Origin of the sequence: Flavobacterium enshiense (assembly GCF_040750275.1) — a bacterium.
GTDB lineage: Bacteria > Bacteroidota > Bacteroidia > Flavobacteriales > Flavobacteriaceae > Flavobacterium > Flavobacterium enshiense_B.
Genome location: NZ_JBDOCV010000004.1, coordinates 185,563 through 203,542 on the forward strand (window position 1 = coordinate 185,563; position 17,980 = coordinate 203,542).

Consider the following 17,980-nt stretch of genomic DNA (forward strand, 5'->3'; position numbering starts at 1 on the left):
TCTCAGTGTTCAGTCTGCCAACTGTGACTGCGACTGAAAACTTTTTATTACTGTTTTGTATTCAGTTTTCTTAATTTAATGGCAGTTAACACCTTTTTGGTATACAATGGGAAATCGGCATTTTGAATCCATCCGAAATAACCGGGTTCTTTTTCTAAAACCTCATCAACCAATGCACCTTTATGCTTTCCGAAGGTAAAAACTTCCTGTCCTTCAGCATTTAAAGCAATAAAACCGGCAAAATCAACTGATTTTTTACGCGTGGTGAATTCCGAAAGGGTTTTCATATCGTTTTCCAGTTCCGGATAACGCTCCAATTGGGCTTTTAAGATTTCGTAAGTTGCCATGGTATCCGCTTCGGCACTGTGGGCATTGTCCAAAGTTTGTCCGCAGTAAAATTTATAGGCCGCACTTAAGGTTCGCTCTTCCATCTTGTGGAAAATCGTTTGCACGTCTACCGATACGCGGTTTTTCATATCGAAATCTACCTCAGCGCGCAACAATTCTTCGGCCAAAAGCGGAATGTCGAACCTATCCGAATTAAAACCTGCCAAATCCGAATCTTTAATCATCGTATGAACCTGAGAAGCTAACTCTTTAAAAGTAGGCTCATTAGCTACCTTTTCATTGGTAATCCCATGAACTGCCGTTGCATGAGCAGGAATCGGAATGGTCGGATTCACGAGCCAGGTCTTACTTTCTTTGTTTCCGTTAGGATATATTTTTACAATTGCGATTTCTACGATTCGGTCTTTACCTACGTCGATTCCGGTAGTTTCCAAATCGAAAAAACAAATCGGTCTGTTGAGTTTTAATTCCATGCTAAATATTGTATTGGTTACAAAGATAATCGATATGTACCTTATTTTTTAAACTTATTATAAATGATGATTTCCGCAAGTAGCAGATTAAAAATCCATCCCATCCACGCAACAATTCTATAAGTATCCATTGGAGGAGGATGAAACAAAAAGACAACGATGTATTTAAACAAACGCAGGGAAACCGCTGAAAGTGTAAGTGCAAAACTCCGGATTGCATACTTTCGATGTTCTGCAATTTGTCCTTTTACTGCACATGTCCATGATTTTGCGGTAAAATAAATCCAAAGAACACTCAGTATCAAAAAAGATGTTTTCGCAATCCATCCACCATTAGCATGATAGGACATAATAAGCCCGGAAGTCCCAGACAAAAAAAGGATTGTAAAAACGTAAAGTCTACCGGAAAGTTTGTGCCAATAATAGTTCTCTTTATTCAATTTTACAAAAAACTGGAATCCTGCAAAAAGCATCAGGAAAATACTGGTATACACATGCGTAAAAAAAGCAATTTGATAATAGCCTTTCGCAATTTCTTCCTGCTTGATCCTTAAAAAAGCGACATCAAGATCCAAAGGAACATACTGTAACGTAATCAGCAGCAATAAAAAAGAAAAATATCCATAGCCCAAAAGGAGGGAATATTTCAAAACACGATCAATCATTTATCGGCCAAAAACATCATAATATTCAATCGCATTCTGTTCGTAACGCAAAAGCAGTTCCACATTCTTTTTCTCTACTTCGGTCAATTCGTTTTTCACATCTCCAAAAACCGGCATGTACCAATCGTAATTTTCAAAATAATTTCTCAATTGTTTGTCGCGGAAAGCAAAACCATGCCTTGCGAAAATTGAGTTTCTCAGAATGTAAATATCTCCTTTTGTCAGATTGGAAACATATTCCTTTGTCAATACTTCTTTCGAAGCGTTTTTTTCAAAGAGTTTTTCCGTCGTGGCGAAATAGGACGTTTCTTCATACGACTCCACTTCACCGTCTATGGTATCGTTAATTATGGCCGCTCTCGACTTATCTGCATTGATGAAAACAGTTTCCAACGATAAATTATTGTCATATTGGAACAATCGCTTTTTAAGCTGATACTTTCTCATTCGAACTTTTACTTTATCCGGATGATCCGCAATCCATTTTCCGGAAACCACAGAATCCTTTTTATGAATCATGAACATGAATTTACCGTCTGTATTTTTACCTTCGTATTCATCCAAGGCAATTAAAAAAGCACTTTTTCTTTCGTCTAACGTTCCTTTAAAAGGGCTGATATTTCCAGAAACAATGGAATGCCCTTTAATTTCATCATTAGTAATTTCGTCAATGGAAAGCGTAATTTTTCTGCTTAACATTTCCACTTCCATTTCGTCATTTTGATACAGGGAATCCATTTCTTCTTCGGTAACATCCACTTCAAAACGACCGACCCAATACCCCAACAAATCTTCTTTAGTATTCACTACCAGGCTTTTGCTAACCTGAGGTACTACAAAATCAATTTTATCGGGTTTGCGTTCCGCGAATGTCTGTTCGTTTTTGATTGCATCTTTACATCCGATGAGCGAAAGAAAAACCACAAATAAGAATACTCTCATATTTTTAAAGATTTAAGCAACTCAAATATAGAAAAAACCCGATTGAAGATTTCCAACCGGGTTTTATAACTTATAAACAATCTAATGCATTAAAAATCTCTGTTGATATCCCAAGCCTCTAAGTAATCCGCAACGCGTTTTACGAAGCTTCCTCCAAGCGCACCATCCACAACGCGGTGATCGTAAGAGTGCGATAAGAACATTTTCTGACGGATTCCGATGAAATCACCTTCCGGCGTTTCAATAACTGCAGGTACTTTTCTGATCGCACCCAACGCTAAGATTCCTACTTGTGGCTGGTTGATAATCGGTGTTCCGAAAACCGAACCAAAAGTTCCTACGTTAGTAACGGTGTAAGTTCCGCCTTGTGTATCGTCTGGTTTTAATTTACCGGCTTTTGCTCTGTTTCCTAAATCGTTAACCGCTTTAGCCATACCTACCAAGTTTAATTGGTCTGCATTTTTGATTACTGGAACGATAAGGTTTCCGTTTGGCAACGCTGCCGCCATTCCTAAGTTGATGTTTTTACGTTTGATGATGTAATCACCGTCAACCGAAATATTCATTCCAGGGAAATCTTTCAAGGCTTTTGCAACCGCTTCCATGAAGATTGGCGTGAAGGTTAACTTCTCTCCTTCTCTCTTCTCGAAAGCGTTTTTCACTTTGTCTCTCCATTTCACGATGTTGGTCACATCTACTTCGATGAACGACTGAACGTGTGCCGAAGTTTGTACCGATTCCACCATGTATTTGGAAATCAGCTTACGCATTCTGTCCATTTCCACGATTTCATCCCCACCGTTTACCGATACCGGAGCCGCTTTTGCCACTTCTGCAACCGGAGTCGCTACTGGAGCCACAGCAACCGGAGCCGCAGCAATTGGCTGGCTTCCTCTGTTTTTGATATAATTTAAGATATCTTCTTTATTAACTCTTCCGTCTTTACCTGAACCTTGGATCGATTCCAATTCCGCCAAAGAGATTCCTTCTTCCTTAGCGATGTTTTTCACTAATGGTGAGAAGAATTTATCCGATGCCGAAAAATCTGCCGGAGCAGCTGCTTCTTTGGCAACTTCAACCGTTTTGGCAACTTCAGCAACCGGTGCCGCTACTGCTTCTGCTTTTGGAGCTTCTGCCACTACTGCACCTCCTTCGGTTTCGATAATCGCAATAGTCTGCCCTACCTGAACCACATCGTCCGTATTGAAAAGAATTTCCACAAGGGTTCCAGCCACTTCCGAAGGTACTTCACTGTCTACTTTATCGGTAGCGATTTCAAGTACTGCTTCGTCCATTTCAATTTTATCACCAACTTTTTTCAACCAGTTGGTTACTGTTGCTTCTGCAACACTCTCTCCCATTTTGGGTAATTTCAATTCAAACTTTGCCATATCTTTAAACTAAAGTTGTGTTTTCGTATTTGGTTTGCAAAATTACTAATTATTTCGATTTATAATTTCACAATCTGTATTTTTTTACTTGATTTCGATTATTTCACCTCTGTCGTTACTGCTGTTGCTTCCAATCATAAAGAAGGCGGCTTCAGGAATTATTTTAAAGGTAAATCCTCGATTTTTATTTTTCTCCAGAAACGAAATGATTTCTTTAAACGAAAAACTGTTGTTGTCCAACAAAATTTCTACATGCTTTTCTGAAGAATTTGCCTGCGAAAATAAGGCATTTTCATTAATATCAGTAAGGCGAATTACCTTTTTTTGCAGTTGGTTTTCCAATTTATTTTTCAGGCTTTCCTCCGAAGAAAACAAAACGTATTCCTCTATGTTGTAAACAATTTGTTTCTGTTGTGATTTCTTTAGAAAAGCAAAAGCAAAAGCGCCGATTCGCATAAAAGCATCAAAAACAAACGAACCTCCAAAATGTTTTTTATAGAAAAACTGCATCGCCTCGCGAAAACGCTTCATATACGTTCCGTCGCGCACCGTACTTTCTCCTTTATAATGAATCACGGACGTTTCATGGAAATAATAGTTCGATTTTCCCGATTTCAAAACCAAGTAACTCAAATCGATGTCATCGGAATACATGAAACAGTTTTCATCAAAACCATCCACTTGAAGGTACAAATCGCTTTGCATCACCATAAAAGCCCCAACCAGAATATCCACTTTACCGGTTTGGTTTTCAGCTAAATGCTGTGCGTAATACTTATTAAAAAGATTCGATTTCGGAAAGAATTTATAGAGCCCGAAGATTTTGGTAAATGCCACCCAAGGTGTAGGAACCCCGCGTTTGCATTCCGGCAGAAAGTTCCCGGTCCCGTCGATGAGTTTACAACCTACAATGCCTAAATCGGGTTTGGACTTTGCAAATTGCAACACTTTTTCGAAAGTATCTTCTGCTACAACCGTGTCCGGATTTAAAATGCAGATATATTCGCCTTTGGCTTCAGCAACTCCAATATTATTCCCTTTTGGAAAACCGAGATTAGCTTTGTTTTCGATGAGCTTTACATTTGGAAAACGCTGCTTCATCATTTCACAACTTCCGTCTATCGAAAAATTGTCGACTACAATGATTTCACCGTCAATGTTTTCGAGTGCTTTTTGGACACTTAAAACACATTGTTCAAGAAAGTAGCAAACGTTATAGTTAAGAATGATTACCGAGAGTTGCATAAAGCAAATATAGTTGAAAATCCTAAATTGCTCTTGTGCGGTTGAAAAGTATTAAAAATAGATTTTACAATTGGGCAGTTCGGTCGTGATTCGGTTTTTTTCTTCGTCAGGAATTGGGTTTCCGGTTAGAATTAAGGTTCGCAATTCGGATAATTTACTTAGATTTTGCGGAAATTCGGTCAGATTATTACCAGCTAACGATAAAAAACTCAAGTGTTTCATTTCTACCAATGTTTCCGGAAGTTTTTCAATGTTATTATAATTCAACAGTAATGTTTCCAGATTTTTAAGTTGATGAATGTCGTCGGGCAACAAACGTAATTGGTTGTATTCCAGCTTGAGTTCTTTCAGTTCCGGTAACACAAACCATCCTTTTTCCATTTCATAAAACTGGTTGTTGGACAGGTTGAGTACTTTCAGCTTTTTCAACTTTGAAATACTGCTCGGCAAATAATTAAGTTGGTTATTATCGGCTTCCAAAGCCAGCAATCCTTGACAGTCTCCAATTGTTTCCGGCAAAGCGACTATAGAATTAAGTGACAAATACAAATATTGCAATCGTTTCAATTTACCCATTTCATCGGGCAGTAAAGAGAGTTTGTTCGTGGCTAAATCGAGCTTTTTTAACTTGTTCAGGTTCTTTATGGCGCCTGAAATGTACTTCACTGCATTTTGCCTGTATACCAGTACTTCCAGCTGCTTCAAAGTATAAATCTGATGATCTAAAACTTCTAAATTGTTCTTCATCAGATTTAAAAATTCTAATTTTTCAAGTTGCTGCAAATTGTCCGGAAGCACAAAAAGAAATTGATCGCGTAAATTTAACTGCGTGACTTTTGTATTGGCAGCCAAAGCCTCATCAACACTAAAAAAAAGTTCTTCCTTTGAATTAGCATCTTGTGCCATTGCATTCCAACAATTTAAAAACAATATACTTATCAGTAAAAATTCCCTTCCCATCCCTTAAATAGTAAAAGGTCGACATGTAAAACACGCCGACCTTACTTAATAAAAATCAATTAATTATCTTTTTTCAACACTTTGTAAATCTGTTTTGTATCGCCAGTTTCTACTTGAATAATAACCAATTGTTCTCCTTTAAATCCAGACAAATCTATTGTTTCTTTCTGATTGATTCCGGTAGTTTGAGTTTCTTTTGCGTATACTTTTCTTCCTAAGAAATCGTACACTTCAATTTTTAAATTTTTATCAGCCTCTTCGTTTAACGATAAAGTAACCAATCCTTTTGTCGGGTTCGGATATACCTGTATTTCACTGTTCAACGCAACAACTGGATTTGTAGATAAATTCTGCTGCTGACCCAAAAAGTCTTTGTTTGAAAATACTAAAGCAGCTGATGCATTAAAGATTACGTTACTTTGTGTGGCATCCGGTTGTGCCTGATTGCTTCCGCTTGGGTGCTGCACAGAAAAGAATCCATATTTGTAATCCGGTGTAAATGTAAGACCCGTTGGTTCTGACCCTGCAGGCATAGAAGAATGAATCATCACTTTAGGATCGCTTTGTGTGTGGTTAGGACGCACTACCCAAATGTAATTCAAACCTCCATCCTGAACTACCCAAAGATTCCCATGATCATCAAAAGCTAAATTATCATTTCCGTCTGCCCAGTTCTCAGTAACCACACCATTAGCCGTAGTGATTGGATAACTTTTACCTCCTACAAACGTTTCAAATTCAGATACAGTTGTTCCATTGTCTTTAAAGCGATATACTCGGTTTTTACCTTTTGAAGCAAAATAGATTTTACCATCAATAGGGCTGATTTCGCAGTCTTCCACTCCATTGAAGTTCGTTCCTCCTAAAGCCGCTGCTGCAGTGGTAACATTATTTCTCTCTGCTTGTGTAGTATTTGGAACCTGTACCCAAGTGGCTGTTGCGGAACTCGGTTCGTCATTTGATAATGCTAAGTCCATTTTCAACACATAAAGCGTTCCTGAACTGAAATTATTAGGCGTATTAGCCACAAATTTATATGTGCAATGAGTTCCTCCGTCTTCTCCATAATAAGCTGTTACCCCATCGGCGGAAACTACAATGTTTTCATGATTCATTCTGCCCATAGCCCACAATTTTTCATGTGTCCCATTTCCATAATTTACTACAGAAGCTGTAGCTGGATTAATTTCTACCAGCCAGCCCACATCCTGATATCCATCTCCGTTAGAATCGCCTGAGGTTGTTGCCTCTTCTGCAGTAATAATAGTTCCCCAAGGTGTAACTCCACCAGAACAGTTTCTTTCTGTTTTTACGAGTGCCGTATTACTAAAGTCTACTTTTCTTGAATTATTTACAACCCATAGCGGATTTGCCGGATCCTGATTTAATGCTATGTCTACTATGGAAACACCTCCCGGATTATTTTCGTGATTCACCGACAAATGCCCTAAAGCACTTGAAGTAGCTCCGACAGATGGAATATATCCGGTAAAATCATGATTTCCAGGTACAGTCCCAGAACCATCCATGTACGCAGTTCCCTGTTTAAACAACATTTGAAAACGGTGCTCCTGCGGAATGATCATTACTGGAGTTTGTGATGTTGGCGCAATGGAAGTAAAACAGGCAATATGATCTTCCACACACACATAATCTGGTGCTTTGTCTCTGATGTACATATCAAAACTGATATCGGAACTTGTTTGGTCACGATTGTGAATTTCCACCGAAACTCTGTTTACACCATTTTGAAAAACAGATTTCGGTAAATACGTTGTAAAATATCTTTTTTCATCAGCACCATCAACAATACTTGCTGAGTTCGTCAAATAATTTACTGTTCCAGCCGGCATATTGTTCCTGAAAACCTCAACACCGTTTACATAAACGATGGCACCATCATCACGTCTTAAACCGAATTCCACTTCATCTCCAATAGTATTTAAATCGATTTGAATATCTCTTGAAAAATAAGAGGTGATGTATTTATTAGTAGAACTTGGCCCGTATGAAATTGTCGTAGCAACTGGGTCACCGTATCCTAGCGGAGCTGCTCCGGCCGCCCATGCAGAATTATCAAAAGTTAACTGATTCCAACCCGTTGCTCCTTGATCTGAACCATTATCCAAGTAAGACCATTGAGAACCTTTTGGCAGAGGATACTGCGCTACCGGAAGAACAGTAGTTACAGCATTCCTTTTAATGGTTACCGGTTTTTCAGTTTTTACTTTTTTCCCGGTTAAAGGCTGTGTTTTTTGCTGTGCTTCTACGATTGAGAAAACAGGAACTCCTTTAAAATTAATCAGTGCGAAACTCCACAAGGAGAACAGACCAAATAAAAATAGTAAGCTTTTTTTCATAATAGTTGTATAGTTTGATTATTTGCTGCAAAACTATACGCCCGGAATTTCGTGTATCTTAAGTCTTTTTTAAACTTAAATTAAGATACTTACCTGTGTTTTAGCTAATCGTTACCAGATAACCGTTTTTAGTCCTGCTATTTAAAGGAATTATCACTAAGTGCTTTCATAAAAGCAATGAGCTCTTTCTTTTCAACATCCGATAAATTAAGCTTTTCTTCTGGAAGTGTTTGATTCTGCACCGATAAGCCAACGCCTTGTCCGCCTCCATTGTTATAAAAATCGACAACCTCTTCAAGCGTTTTATAAGCCCCATTATGAAAATAAGGTGCGGTTTCTCCAACATTTCGAATTGTAGTTGTTTTAAATGATTTCTCGTAAATCCAGGCATTTTCACTGGCAATACGGTTGTTCAATCGGCCTTCATCGGGATCTAAACGCTTTGTGTTAGGCATTTCGAACACACCCAATATTTCGCTTTCGTTTTCTGTATATAAGGGAGGAACTAAACCGCTGAATGTAGGAGCAAAATGACAGGTTGCACAATTGGCTTTTCCCATAAAAAGATTGAATCCGTTTTTAACGTCCTGAGGAATCGTTCCCTGCTCTCCACGAACATATTTATCTAATGGACTGTTAAACGATTGCAGTGAAAGCACATAAGAAGCCAATGCTTTAGAGACTTTATCACGAGTAATGACTTCTTTTTTACCAAAAACGTTTTGAAATTGTTTGCTGTAACGGGCATCCTTATTTAACTTTTTCAGAATCACTTCATAAGCCGTATTGAACTCATCAGTACTAAAAATTACATGTTCTACTTGTTGCTCTAAGGTAAAAGCTCTTAAATCATAAAAATACCGATCGGCATAAGCTGCATTTAAAAGCGTAGGAGCATTTCGCAAAACCGTTTTACCTTTAATATTACTTAACGATTTCGGCATACCGTCAGCAAACCCTTTTTCCGGCTGATGACAGGAAGCACAGCTCATTTTTCCGTCGTTACTGATGACCGGATCATAAAAAAGTGTTTTTCCCAAAGTTTTAAGATTGTCATTATCTTCTTCTTTCTTAAGAAGTGTATAGAAGTATGGGTTCAGAAAATCTGCGGAAAATAGTGATTCGCTGGATGGATTCCAAGCCGTTGTTCGTTCCAAAAATTCGGATTTTTCAACACCCTGCAAATTCCCCAATCTTTTATATAACGGATCAATATAAAGTGTAAGTAAACTGAAACGGTCTAGTTTTTCAAAAGATGAAGCCGCTGTCAGAAAGCCTTTCGCATTATTAAATAACTTGTTTACTGCATCCGCTTCCTGCTTGGAGACATTTACATGATATTGATTAAAATAAACCTGCATGCCTGTCAACGAAGCCACAGCGTCAGGCAACGCATTTACAGAACCTGGCGTATCAAAACCGGTAACACCCATCGAAAACAAACGAACCAATTGTAAACGCATGGCAGTCAAGCTGTATTTTGTATCCGGGATTCTGGCACCTATCTTCCTGTAAAGCAAAGCATAATTATTCATCAGCTTTTTTGACAATGAGGCAATTTCATATTTTTTATGGTGTAATTCCTCTGAAAAAAGAAGCTCATCCAATACTTGCAAACCTTCCGGTTCCACCACAAACGGATTGGATGTTTCTTTTTCAATATGTAGCAATGGCGCTCCATTAAGATGACTGTTTACATATTCCGGATGATAAAACGTTAAAAAGAATTCCGCTTTTTTGTATTCTTCTCTTGTTTCCAGAAAAACTTTCTGAAGAGCCTCCGATCCAATTTTAGCTTTTTTAAAGTCTTCCGCTGCTTTGTCCAGATTTTCAAAAGCCCTGTTTAAATTTGCTAATTGATTAACAACATATTTTTCATTAACGTTATATCCTTTTTGGGTAAAGGAAAAGAAAATCATTACTACCAGACAAAGCAACACAAACAAGCTACCACTTTTCTTCAAAATCATACCTCAATATTTTAGGAAACAAAACTAGAGGCACAATATCAAAGCCAGATTAACTTCAGATTAAGAAATGATTAAGCCATAGCCAACAAACGCAAAGCTTTTCAAAATGAAATATAGAATCCTCAAAACAAAAGATTACTTTTGCACCCGAAACCATTTAGGTCGAATTATACGAAGTAAAAAAATATCGTTGTGAATTATTTATCAGTCGAAAATATATCCAAATCTTTTGGTGAAAGAACCTTGTTTAAAGACATTTCTTTCGGAATTAACAAAGACCAGAAAATCGCTTTCATTGCGAAAAATGGTTCGGGAAAAACCTGTATCATGAAGATTATCAACGGTGAGGATGAACCCGATACAGGGCAAGTCGTGGTGCGCAAAGACATCAAAATGGCGTTTTTATCGCAGGATCATAATTTGCAGGACGAACTGACCATTGAGGAAAGTATTTTCGCATCGGATAACGAAATTTTAAAAGTAATTGAGCGTTACGAAAAAGCGTTGGAACGTCCGGAAGATGAAGAAGCCTACCAAAAAGCTTTCGACGACATGGATCGCCACAATGCCTGGGACTTTGAAACGCAATTCAAACAGATTTTGTTTAAACTAAAGCTGGAAGATTTCAAACTGAAAGTAAAAAATCTTTCCGGTGGACAGAAAAAGCGTTTATCATTGGCTATTATCCTAATAAACAGACCGGATTTATTGATTCTGGACGAGCCGACCAACCACCTGGATTTAGAGATGATCGAATGGTTGGAAAGTTATTTTGCGAAAGAAAATATTACGTTGTTCATGGTAACGCACGACCGTTTCTTTTTGGAGCGCGTTTGTAACGAGATCATCGAACTCGATAACGGAAAATTATACCAATACAAAGGCAACTACTCCTATTATTTAGAGAAGAAAGAAGAGCGTATCGCCTCGGAAAATGCAACGATTGACAAAGCGCAAAACCTTTTCGTTAAGGAATTGGCTTGGATGCGCCGTCAGCCGAAAGCCCGTACGACCAAATCGAAATCGCGTCAGGACGACTTCTACAAAATTAAAGAAGTGGCCGAAAGCCGTAGAAAAGAAAACGTAGTCGAGCTGGAAATCAATATGGAGCGCATGGGAAGCAAGATTATCGAACTTCACAAAATCTCCAAAAAATTCGGTGACAAGGTTATTTTAGACGATTTCACTTTTGATTTTCAACGTGGTGCCCGAATCGGGATTATCGGGAAAAACGGAACCGGAAAATCGACTTTCCTGAATTTATTAACCGGAACCATTCCTACCGATAGCGGAAAAGTGATTGTTGGTGATACCATCAAAATCGGTTACTACACGCAAAGCGGGATCAATCCGAAACCGGGACAACGCGTGATTGATATTATTAAAGAATATGGTGAATACATTCCGCTGGCGAAAGGCCGTATCATCTCGGCTTCCCAATTACTGGAGCGCTTTTTATTCGATGCTAAAAAACAATACGATTACGTTGAAAAACTGAGTGGTGGTGAATTGAAACGACTGTATTTGTGTACGGTTTTGATTCAGAATCCGAACTTTTTGATTCTGGATGAACCTACTAACGATTTGGACATCGTAACCTTAAACGTTCTGGAGAGTTTCCTTTTAGACTACCCGGGCTGTTTGTTGGTGGTTTCCCACGACCGTTATTTTATGGACAAAATCGTAGATCATTTGTTTGTCTTTAGAGGACAAGGTGAGATTGAGAATTTCCCCGGAAACTACTCCGATTTCCGTACTTATGAAGACAGCGTTGAACCCGTAAAAGAAGAAGCCAAAGAGAAAGTCAACTGGAAACAAAACAATCCGACATCTTCGGGATTATCGTTTAACGAGCAGAAGGAATTTCAGAAAATCGAGCGCGAAATCAAAGATTTGGAACTGAAGAAAAAAGAAATCGAGCAATTATTTTCAGATGGAAAAATAGCCGATGCTGACATTGAAAAAAAAGCCAACGAATTACAGAATGTGATTAAGAAAATGGAAGAGAAAGAAGAACGTTGGTTTGAACTTTCTTCTAAAATGGAAGAATAATTCAGTTGCAACAGCCTATTCACACTATTGAAAATTAAGTTACAGCCACGAATTACACTAATTTCCACGAATTAATTTCTGGAAATTAGTGTAATTCGTGGCAGAACAAAACAAACTGAATTCCAAGTAAAAAAGAAGAAATTTAATACATTTGCTGAAAATAAAATTTCATGAAGAAAATTCTTTTTATACTTTTCGTCTCACTTATCTGCCTAAATGTATTTTCCCAAACGGAAGAAACCAAACCGGTTGAAAAAAAATGGGTTGCCAAACTTAACGCAACGGCGCTGATTGATGGCTTTTCATTCCCAACCATTCAGTTTGCCGTGGAAAGAAAATTAGGATCCTATTTTAGCGTTCAAACCGAAGCCGGAATCCAAGCCTACAATATTAACCGTAGAGTTGCCGATACGCTATCCGTAAACACATCCGGGTTCCGATTGATGACCGAAGGACGATTTTATATTTTCAAATATCTGAAAAAAGACCAGTCCAAAACAAGAAGAGCCGATGGTTTTTACACCGGAATACAGCTTTTTTACAGAAAAAACAGCTATAACGAACGTCAATATTATTATCACGATGAAATTAGTTCTGAAAACTACGAAAACAGGCTGACGGACGACTTTGGCATTAAAAAAGAAGGCTATGGAATGAGCCTTTGTATTGGTCATCAGATTCCGTTTAACAATTTCATTATTGAACCCTATACTTATATCGGTTTTCTTAAACGAAAAATTAAAAATTTCGACGAATCTTATAATGAAAATTTAGGCCATGTCCTTGATGATATTGATAACCATCCCACTGTAAGAGATTTTGATGACGAAAGTGATTCCGGAACATTAGAAAATATCGCCATTGGTATCAGGATTGGTTATAAATTTTAATTTTCAATTGAATTTACCAAGAAATCGGCACGTAATCTTTCAAAAATTTCCCGCTCCAGTGTTTTCCTGTATTAATACCGTCAAACAAAGGATCCATAACTCTTGCGGCGCCATCCACAATATCTAACGGTGGCTGAAAATCTTCTTCTTCCTGTTTTCTTTTTGCCATTTCTGCCGGATCTTCGTCGGTAACCCAGCCCGTATCTACCGCATTCATAAAAATCCCCTGTTTTGCCAATTCTCCGGCAGCCGTATGGGTTAACATATTCAGAGCCGCTTTCGCCATATTGGTGTGTGGATGTCGGGCATCTTTGTAACCGTAATAAAATTTACCTTCCATCGCCGAAACATTGATAATGTGTTTTTGCCCTGTGTTGTCTTTCTTCATCACTTCCGCAAGACGATTACACAAAACAAAAGGCGCTACTGAATTTACCAATTGCACTTCAATCATTTCCGTAGTTTCGATTTCTCCTAATTTTAAGCGCCAGCTGTTGGTTTTTCTTAAATCGACTTGCTGCAAATCAGCATCTAGCTCGCCTTCTGGAAAAACTTCATTGGCCACCAACGTATTATCAAATGAATACGGAATTTGCGATAATTGAGCCGAAGCCCGCAACCCAATTCCCGGTTCGGGTCCGTGCCAGGTTACCGGCATATTCTGATTGGAAGAAGCGCCGGAAGTCAATATTTTCAACTCCTGTAAACAATCGGTATGGTCGAACAATAAACCCTGCACTTGTTTTGGTAACGAGGCAACCTGACGTTCTTCATTCTCCATTAAATGCGTGTAAAATCCAGCCGGACGTCGTACAGTTTGTGCTGCATTATTGATAAGAATATCCAAACGCCCGTATTTCTGCTCGATAAAATTGCAGAAAATCTCCACACTCGGAATATGACGCAAATCCAATCCGTGAATTTTTAACCGATGTCCCCATTCCATAAAATCTTCTTCCTTGGCAAAACGTATGGCCGAATCCACCGGAAAACGAGTAGTGGCAATAACAGTTGCACCGCCACGTAAAAGCATCAGCGTAATGTGATAGCCGATTTTTAAACGAGAACCGGTAATGACCGCAATTTGTCCTTTTACATTGGCCGTCTGAAAACGTTTGGCATAATTAAAATCGCCACAATCAGTACACATCGTATCGTAAAAATGATGCAACTTTGTAAACGGCGTTTTGCAGACATAACAATTTCTTGGTGTTTCCAATTCCAATTGTTCTTTGTTGGCAAGATCCGCCGGCGCCAATAATTTTGGAGCAATAAAAATACTTGCTTCACGCGCAGAACGGATTCCAGTTTCTTTACGAGCCGTTTTGTCTGCATTTTCTTTTTTGCGTTTGGCTACTAATCTTCCGTCTTTTTTTCTACGGGAAAGTTCATCGCGGTCGGGTCTGGAAAATTGTCCTGCCGCTTTAATTAAGGCGGTTCGCTGCTCTTTCGGAATATCGAATATCTGATCGGTATCGGTAGTTAATTGCGTCAACAAAGCGATGCATTTATCAATTTCTTCCGAAGTTATTGCCTTCGTATTTTCTGTTTCATCCTTCTTCATCATAAAAAACAAGTATCAGTCCTGGTAAAACGACCAAGGCTGCAAATATAGTTTTAAAATCCGGTTTGAACTTTTTACCGCAAAAGATTGAAGGTTTCTGAAATGGCTTTGTATCTTCGTTGTTTCTTTGTAAAACCTTTCGTAAAACTATGTTATTTCAAATCAAAGCGTATTTTAATTTCCTTTGGAATTCCAAAAACCAACACGGAGTACATTCACCGTTTGTGTATTCTTTGGTAACGAAATGTTTTTATGATAGAAAATCAAAGGCAGAGTATGGAGTTTTAAGAAACTACAGAAAAACACTTTTACAAAATAAAAACACGATTGAAGTAACCGATTTCGGAGCAGGATCGAGAGTTTTTAAAAGTAATACGCGTCAGATTTCGAAAATTGCGCAAACCGCCGGAATCACTTCGAAACGTGCCGAATTGTTGTACCGAATCGTAAATTATTTCCAACCAGATACCATTTTGGAAATCGGAACTTCTTTAGGATTGGCAACTGCAGCACTAGCCCTGGGAAATCCGAAAGCTAATATTACTACTTTGGAAGGCTGCCCGGAAACTTCTGGAATCGCAAAAACTCAATTTCAGAAATTCAAGTTTAATACTATTGAATCCGTTGTAACCGAATTTACGGAATACTTCAAAAACTGCCAACTGAATACGGAACACTGCCAACTGATTTACTTCGACGGCAATCATTCCAAAGAAGCTACTTTAACCTATTTCGAAATGCTTCTTCCGACTATTACCAACGACACCGTCTGGATTTTTGACGACATCCATTGGTCGGAAGGCATGGACGAAGCCTGGGAAATTATTAAAAACCACCCAAAAGTTACCGTTACGATTGATACTTTTCAATGGGGCTTGGTTTTCTTCCGCTACGAACAGGAAAAGGAACATTTTGTTGTAAGAATTTAATCCTTCCCACCAGTAATTTTTAACAAACATATAACGTCTCAAAAAAAATTAACTAATTAAAAATCAATAACTTTACAGTGAGTTATGGCCCATCGGCAGATGAGCTATTGCTCATCGCACATCATACTTTTTTTAAGACTCCCCGTTGTTAGATGAGCGGGGAGTTTTTTATTGCTGTAACAAATCGTAAAAAAAACCTACTAACTATCATATCAAAATACGTTTTTGTATTTTTAAATCCGAAAAACAAGCCGTAATGTCACAACCCATTATCAACATCAAAGGAATTACCCGTGATTTCCCACTTGGAAACGAAATCGTTTATGTTTTAAAAGGCATTGATCTGCAAATCAACAAAGGAGAATATGTTGCACTGATGGGGCCGTCGGGTTCCGGAAAATCCACTTTGATGAACATTTTGGGCTGTCTGGATACACCTACTTCCGGAAAATACATTCTTAACGGAAAAGACGTAAGTAAAATGGAAGACGACGAATTGGCAGGAATCCGTAACAAAGAGATTGGTTTCGTATTTCAAACCTTCAACCTGATGCCAAGAACCACAGCACTCGATAATGTTGCTTTACCCATGATTTACGCCGGCCACAACAAACAAAGCCGTGATGAACGCGCTACAACCGTTTTAACTCAGGTAGGTCTCTCCGATCGTATGGATCACAAACCCAACCAGCTTTCGGGAGGTCAGCGACAGCGTGTAGCGGTTGCCAGAGCTTTGGTCAACCATCCTTCAATCATTTTGGCCGATGAACCCACCGGAAACTTAGATAGTAAAACTTCGGTGGAAATCATGAACCTTTTTGATGAAATACACGCGAACGGCAATACTGTAATTCTTGTAACGCACGAAGAAGACATCGCCAGACATGCGCACCGCATCATTCGCTTGAAAGACGGAATGATTGAGAGCGATAACCCAAACAGGTAGTCACAATTTTCAGTTTCAATCTCAGTTTTCAATATCTACAATCCAAAAACTGTGAACTGCAACCGTAAACCACAATCTTTTTAAAGGGAGCGAATTTTCCGTTTGCACCTTGATACCCTATTCCCGCTATCCGCTGTACTTCGTGTCGCTGCTGTCGGGGCTATTCAGGATTTGTATTGAATATTTGCAAACTTCTCAAAAACCTCAGTACCTTAGCGACTCAGAATCTTAACAAAATGAAACGAGCTTTTCGCAAGTTCCATCAAATCCATTAAAATTAAACCACATTGAGATGAAAGTATATACCAAAACTGGCGATAAAGGAACAACCGCTCTTTTCGGCGGCACCCGCGTTCCGAAACACCATATCCGCATCGAAAGCTACGGAACAGTAGACGAATTGAACTCTTATATCGGTTTAATCCGGGATCAGGACATCAATCCCATGTACAAAAACATCCTTATTGAAATTCAGGATCGACTTTTCACTCTTGGGGCCATTTTAGCCACACCACCGGAAAAAGAAATCCTTAAAAACGGACAACAGCGCTTAAACATTAACCGTATTTCTTCGGAAGACATTACACTACTGGAAAATGAAATCGACACTATGGAGACTTCTTTACCTCCAATGACACACTTTGTCTTGCCAGGCGGTCACACTACCGTGTCATATTGTCATATAGCACGCTGTGTATGCCGTCGTGCCGAGCGTTTAGCCACCCATCTCAACGAAATTGAAGTGATTGACGAACTCGTTTTAACCTACTTAAACCGACTTTCTGACTACCTTTTCGTCTTGGCACGGAAGTTGTCCTTAGACCTGCACGCTGACGAAGTAAAATGGATTCCGCGTAAACAGTAAACAGTCGCAGTATTAAGTCTTTAACAACTGACTACTAAGACTAAAAACTAATAACTGAATAACAACGTTCTTAACTTTTTTTAAAATAAAACGAATTTTACTTGATTTTTTCAGTATAAAATTTATTTTTGCATAAAACTATAAATCGATATAAAAGATGTATTGGACATTAGAATTAGCATCTTATTTAAGCGATGCTCCGTGGCCAGCCACTAAGGATGAGCTTATCGACTATGCGATTAGAACAGGAGCTCCTCTGGAAGTTGTAGAAAACCTGCAGTCAATTGAAGACGAAGGTGAAATTTACGAATCAATGGAAGAGATATGGCCTGACTATCCGACTGACGAAGATTACCTTTGGAACGAGGATGAGTATTAAA

Annotated in this window: 15 protein-coding genes; 6 read left to right on the forward strand and 9 right to left on the reverse strand. The window is 38.6% G+C overall.

Going from position 1 to position 17,980, the window contains the following annotated elements; all coding sequences use genetic code 11:
* Positions 1-47: 47 nt before the first annotated feature.
* The 8 genes from ABGT15_RS07460 to ABGT15_RS07495 form a co-directional block, all read right to left on the reverse strand.
* Positions 48-821 (reverse strand): exonuclease domain-containing protein, encoded by a 774-nt coding sequence (locus ABGT15_RS07460; RefSeq protein ID WP_367230804.1) that lies wholly within the window; start codon positions 819-821, stop codon positions 48-50.
* Between the two features lie 41 nt (positions 822-862).
* Positions 863-1,486 carry a DUF2306 domain-containing protein gene (locus ABGT15_RS07465; protein WP_367230805.1) on the reverse strand — a complete coding sequence of 208 codons (624 nt, stop codon included), beginning with the start codon at positions 1,484-1,486 and terminating at the stop codon, positions 863-865.
* Positions 1,487-2,428, reverse strand: coding sequence for a YARHG domain-containing protein (locus tag ABGT15_RS07470; RefSeq protein WP_367230806.1), 942 nt, complete (start codon positions 2,426-2,428; stop codon positions 1,487-1,489).
* A gap of 89 nt (positions 2,429-2,517) precedes the next feature.
* Positions 2,518-3,819: a dihydrolipoamide acetyltransferase family protein gene (locus tag ABGT15_RS07475; protein WP_367230807.1), complete on the reverse strand. Its 1,302-nt coding sequence runs from the start codon at positions 3,817-3,819 to the stop codon at positions 2,518-2,520.
* Between the two features lie 84 nt (positions 3,820-3,903).
* Positions 3,904-5,064: a glycosyltransferase family 2 protein gene (locus ABGT15_RS07480; protein ID WP_367230808.1), complete on the reverse strand. Its 1,161-nt coding sequence runs from the start codon at positions 5,062-5,064 to the stop codon at positions 3,904-3,906.
* 51 nt (positions 5,065-5,115) lie between these two features.
* Positions 5,116-5,970 carry a leucine-rich repeat domain-containing protein gene (locus ABGT15_RS07485; RefSeq protein WP_367230809.1) on the reverse strand — a complete coding sequence of 285 codons (855 nt, stop codon included), beginning with the start codon at positions 5,968-5,970 and terminating at the stop codon, positions 5,116-5,118.
* 113 nt (positions 5,971-6,083) lie between these two features.
* Positions 6,084-8,384: an alkaline phosphatase PhoX gene (locus tag ABGT15_RS07490; protein ID WP_367230810.1), complete on the reverse strand. Its 2,301-nt coding sequence runs from the start codon at positions 8,382-8,384 to the stop codon at positions 6,084-6,086.
* 137 nt (positions 8,385-8,521) lie between these two features.
* Positions 8,522-10,354, reverse strand: coding sequence for a cytochrome-c peroxidase (locus ABGT15_RS07495; protein ID WP_367230811.1), 1,833 nt, complete (start codon positions 10,352-10,354; stop codon positions 8,522-8,524).
* A 192-nt stretch (positions 10,355-10,546) separates the two neighbouring features.
* On the opposite strand from ABGT15_RS07495, the gene ABGT15_RS07500 reads away from it, so the two are divergent.
* Positions 10,547-12,406 carry an ABC-F family ATP-binding cassette domain-containing protein gene (locus tag ABGT15_RS07500; protein WP_367230812.1) on the forward strand — a complete coding sequence of 620 codons (1,860 nt, stop codon included), beginning with the start codon at positions 10,547-10,549 and terminating at the stop codon, positions 12,404-12,406.
* Positions 12,407-12,576: 170 nt separating this feature from the next.
* Positions 12,577-13,296, forward strand: coding sequence for a hypothetical protein (locus tag ABGT15_RS07505; protein WP_367230813.1), 720 nt, complete (start codon positions 12,577-12,579; stop codon positions 13,294-13,296).
* A gap of 13 nt (positions 13,297-13,309) precedes the next feature.
* Here the strand turns inward: ABGT15_RS07505 and ABGT15_RS07510 are convergent, their stop codons facing one another.
* Positions 13,310-14,860 (reverse strand): SDR family oxidoreductase, encoded by a 1,551-nt coding sequence (locus tag ABGT15_RS07510; RefSeq protein ID WP_367231103.1) that lies wholly within the window; start codon positions 14,858-14,860, stop codon positions 13,310-13,312.
* Positions 14,861-15,009: 149 nt separating this feature from the next.
* Here ABGT15_RS07510 and ABGT15_RS07515 point away from each other — a divergent pair, with 149 nt between their 5' ends.
* The 4 genes from ABGT15_RS07515 to ABGT15_RS07530 all read left to right on the forward strand — a co-directional run bounded on the left by ABGT15_RS07515 (position 15,010) and on the right by ABGT15_RS07530 (position 17,979).
* Positions 15,010-15,789: an O-methyltransferase gene (locus tag ABGT15_RS07515; RefSeq protein ID WP_367230814.1), complete on the forward strand. Its 780-nt coding sequence runs from the start codon at positions 15,010-15,012 to the stop codon at positions 15,787-15,789.
* A 256-nt stretch (positions 15,790-16,045) separates the two neighbouring features.
* On the forward strand, positions 16,046-16,735 hold the full coding sequence (locus tag ABGT15_RS07520) for an ABC transporter ATP-binding protein (RefSeq protein ID WP_367230815.1): 690 nt from the start codon (positions 16,046-16,048) through the stop codon (positions 16,733-16,735).
* A gap of 292 nt (positions 16,736-17,027) precedes the next feature.
* Positions 17,028-17,600, forward strand: coding sequence for a cob(I)yrinic acid a,c-diamide adenosyltransferase (locus ABGT15_RS07525; RefSeq protein WP_367230816.1), 573 nt, complete (start codon positions 17,028-17,030; stop codon positions 17,598-17,600).
* Between the two features lie 157 nt (positions 17,601-17,757).
* Positions 17,758-17,979, forward strand: coding sequence for a DUF2795 domain-containing protein (locus ABGT15_RS07530; RefSeq protein WP_002986941.1), 222 nt, complete (start codon positions 17,758-17,760; stop codon positions 17,977-17,979).
* Position 17,980: the final 1 nt, after the last annotated feature.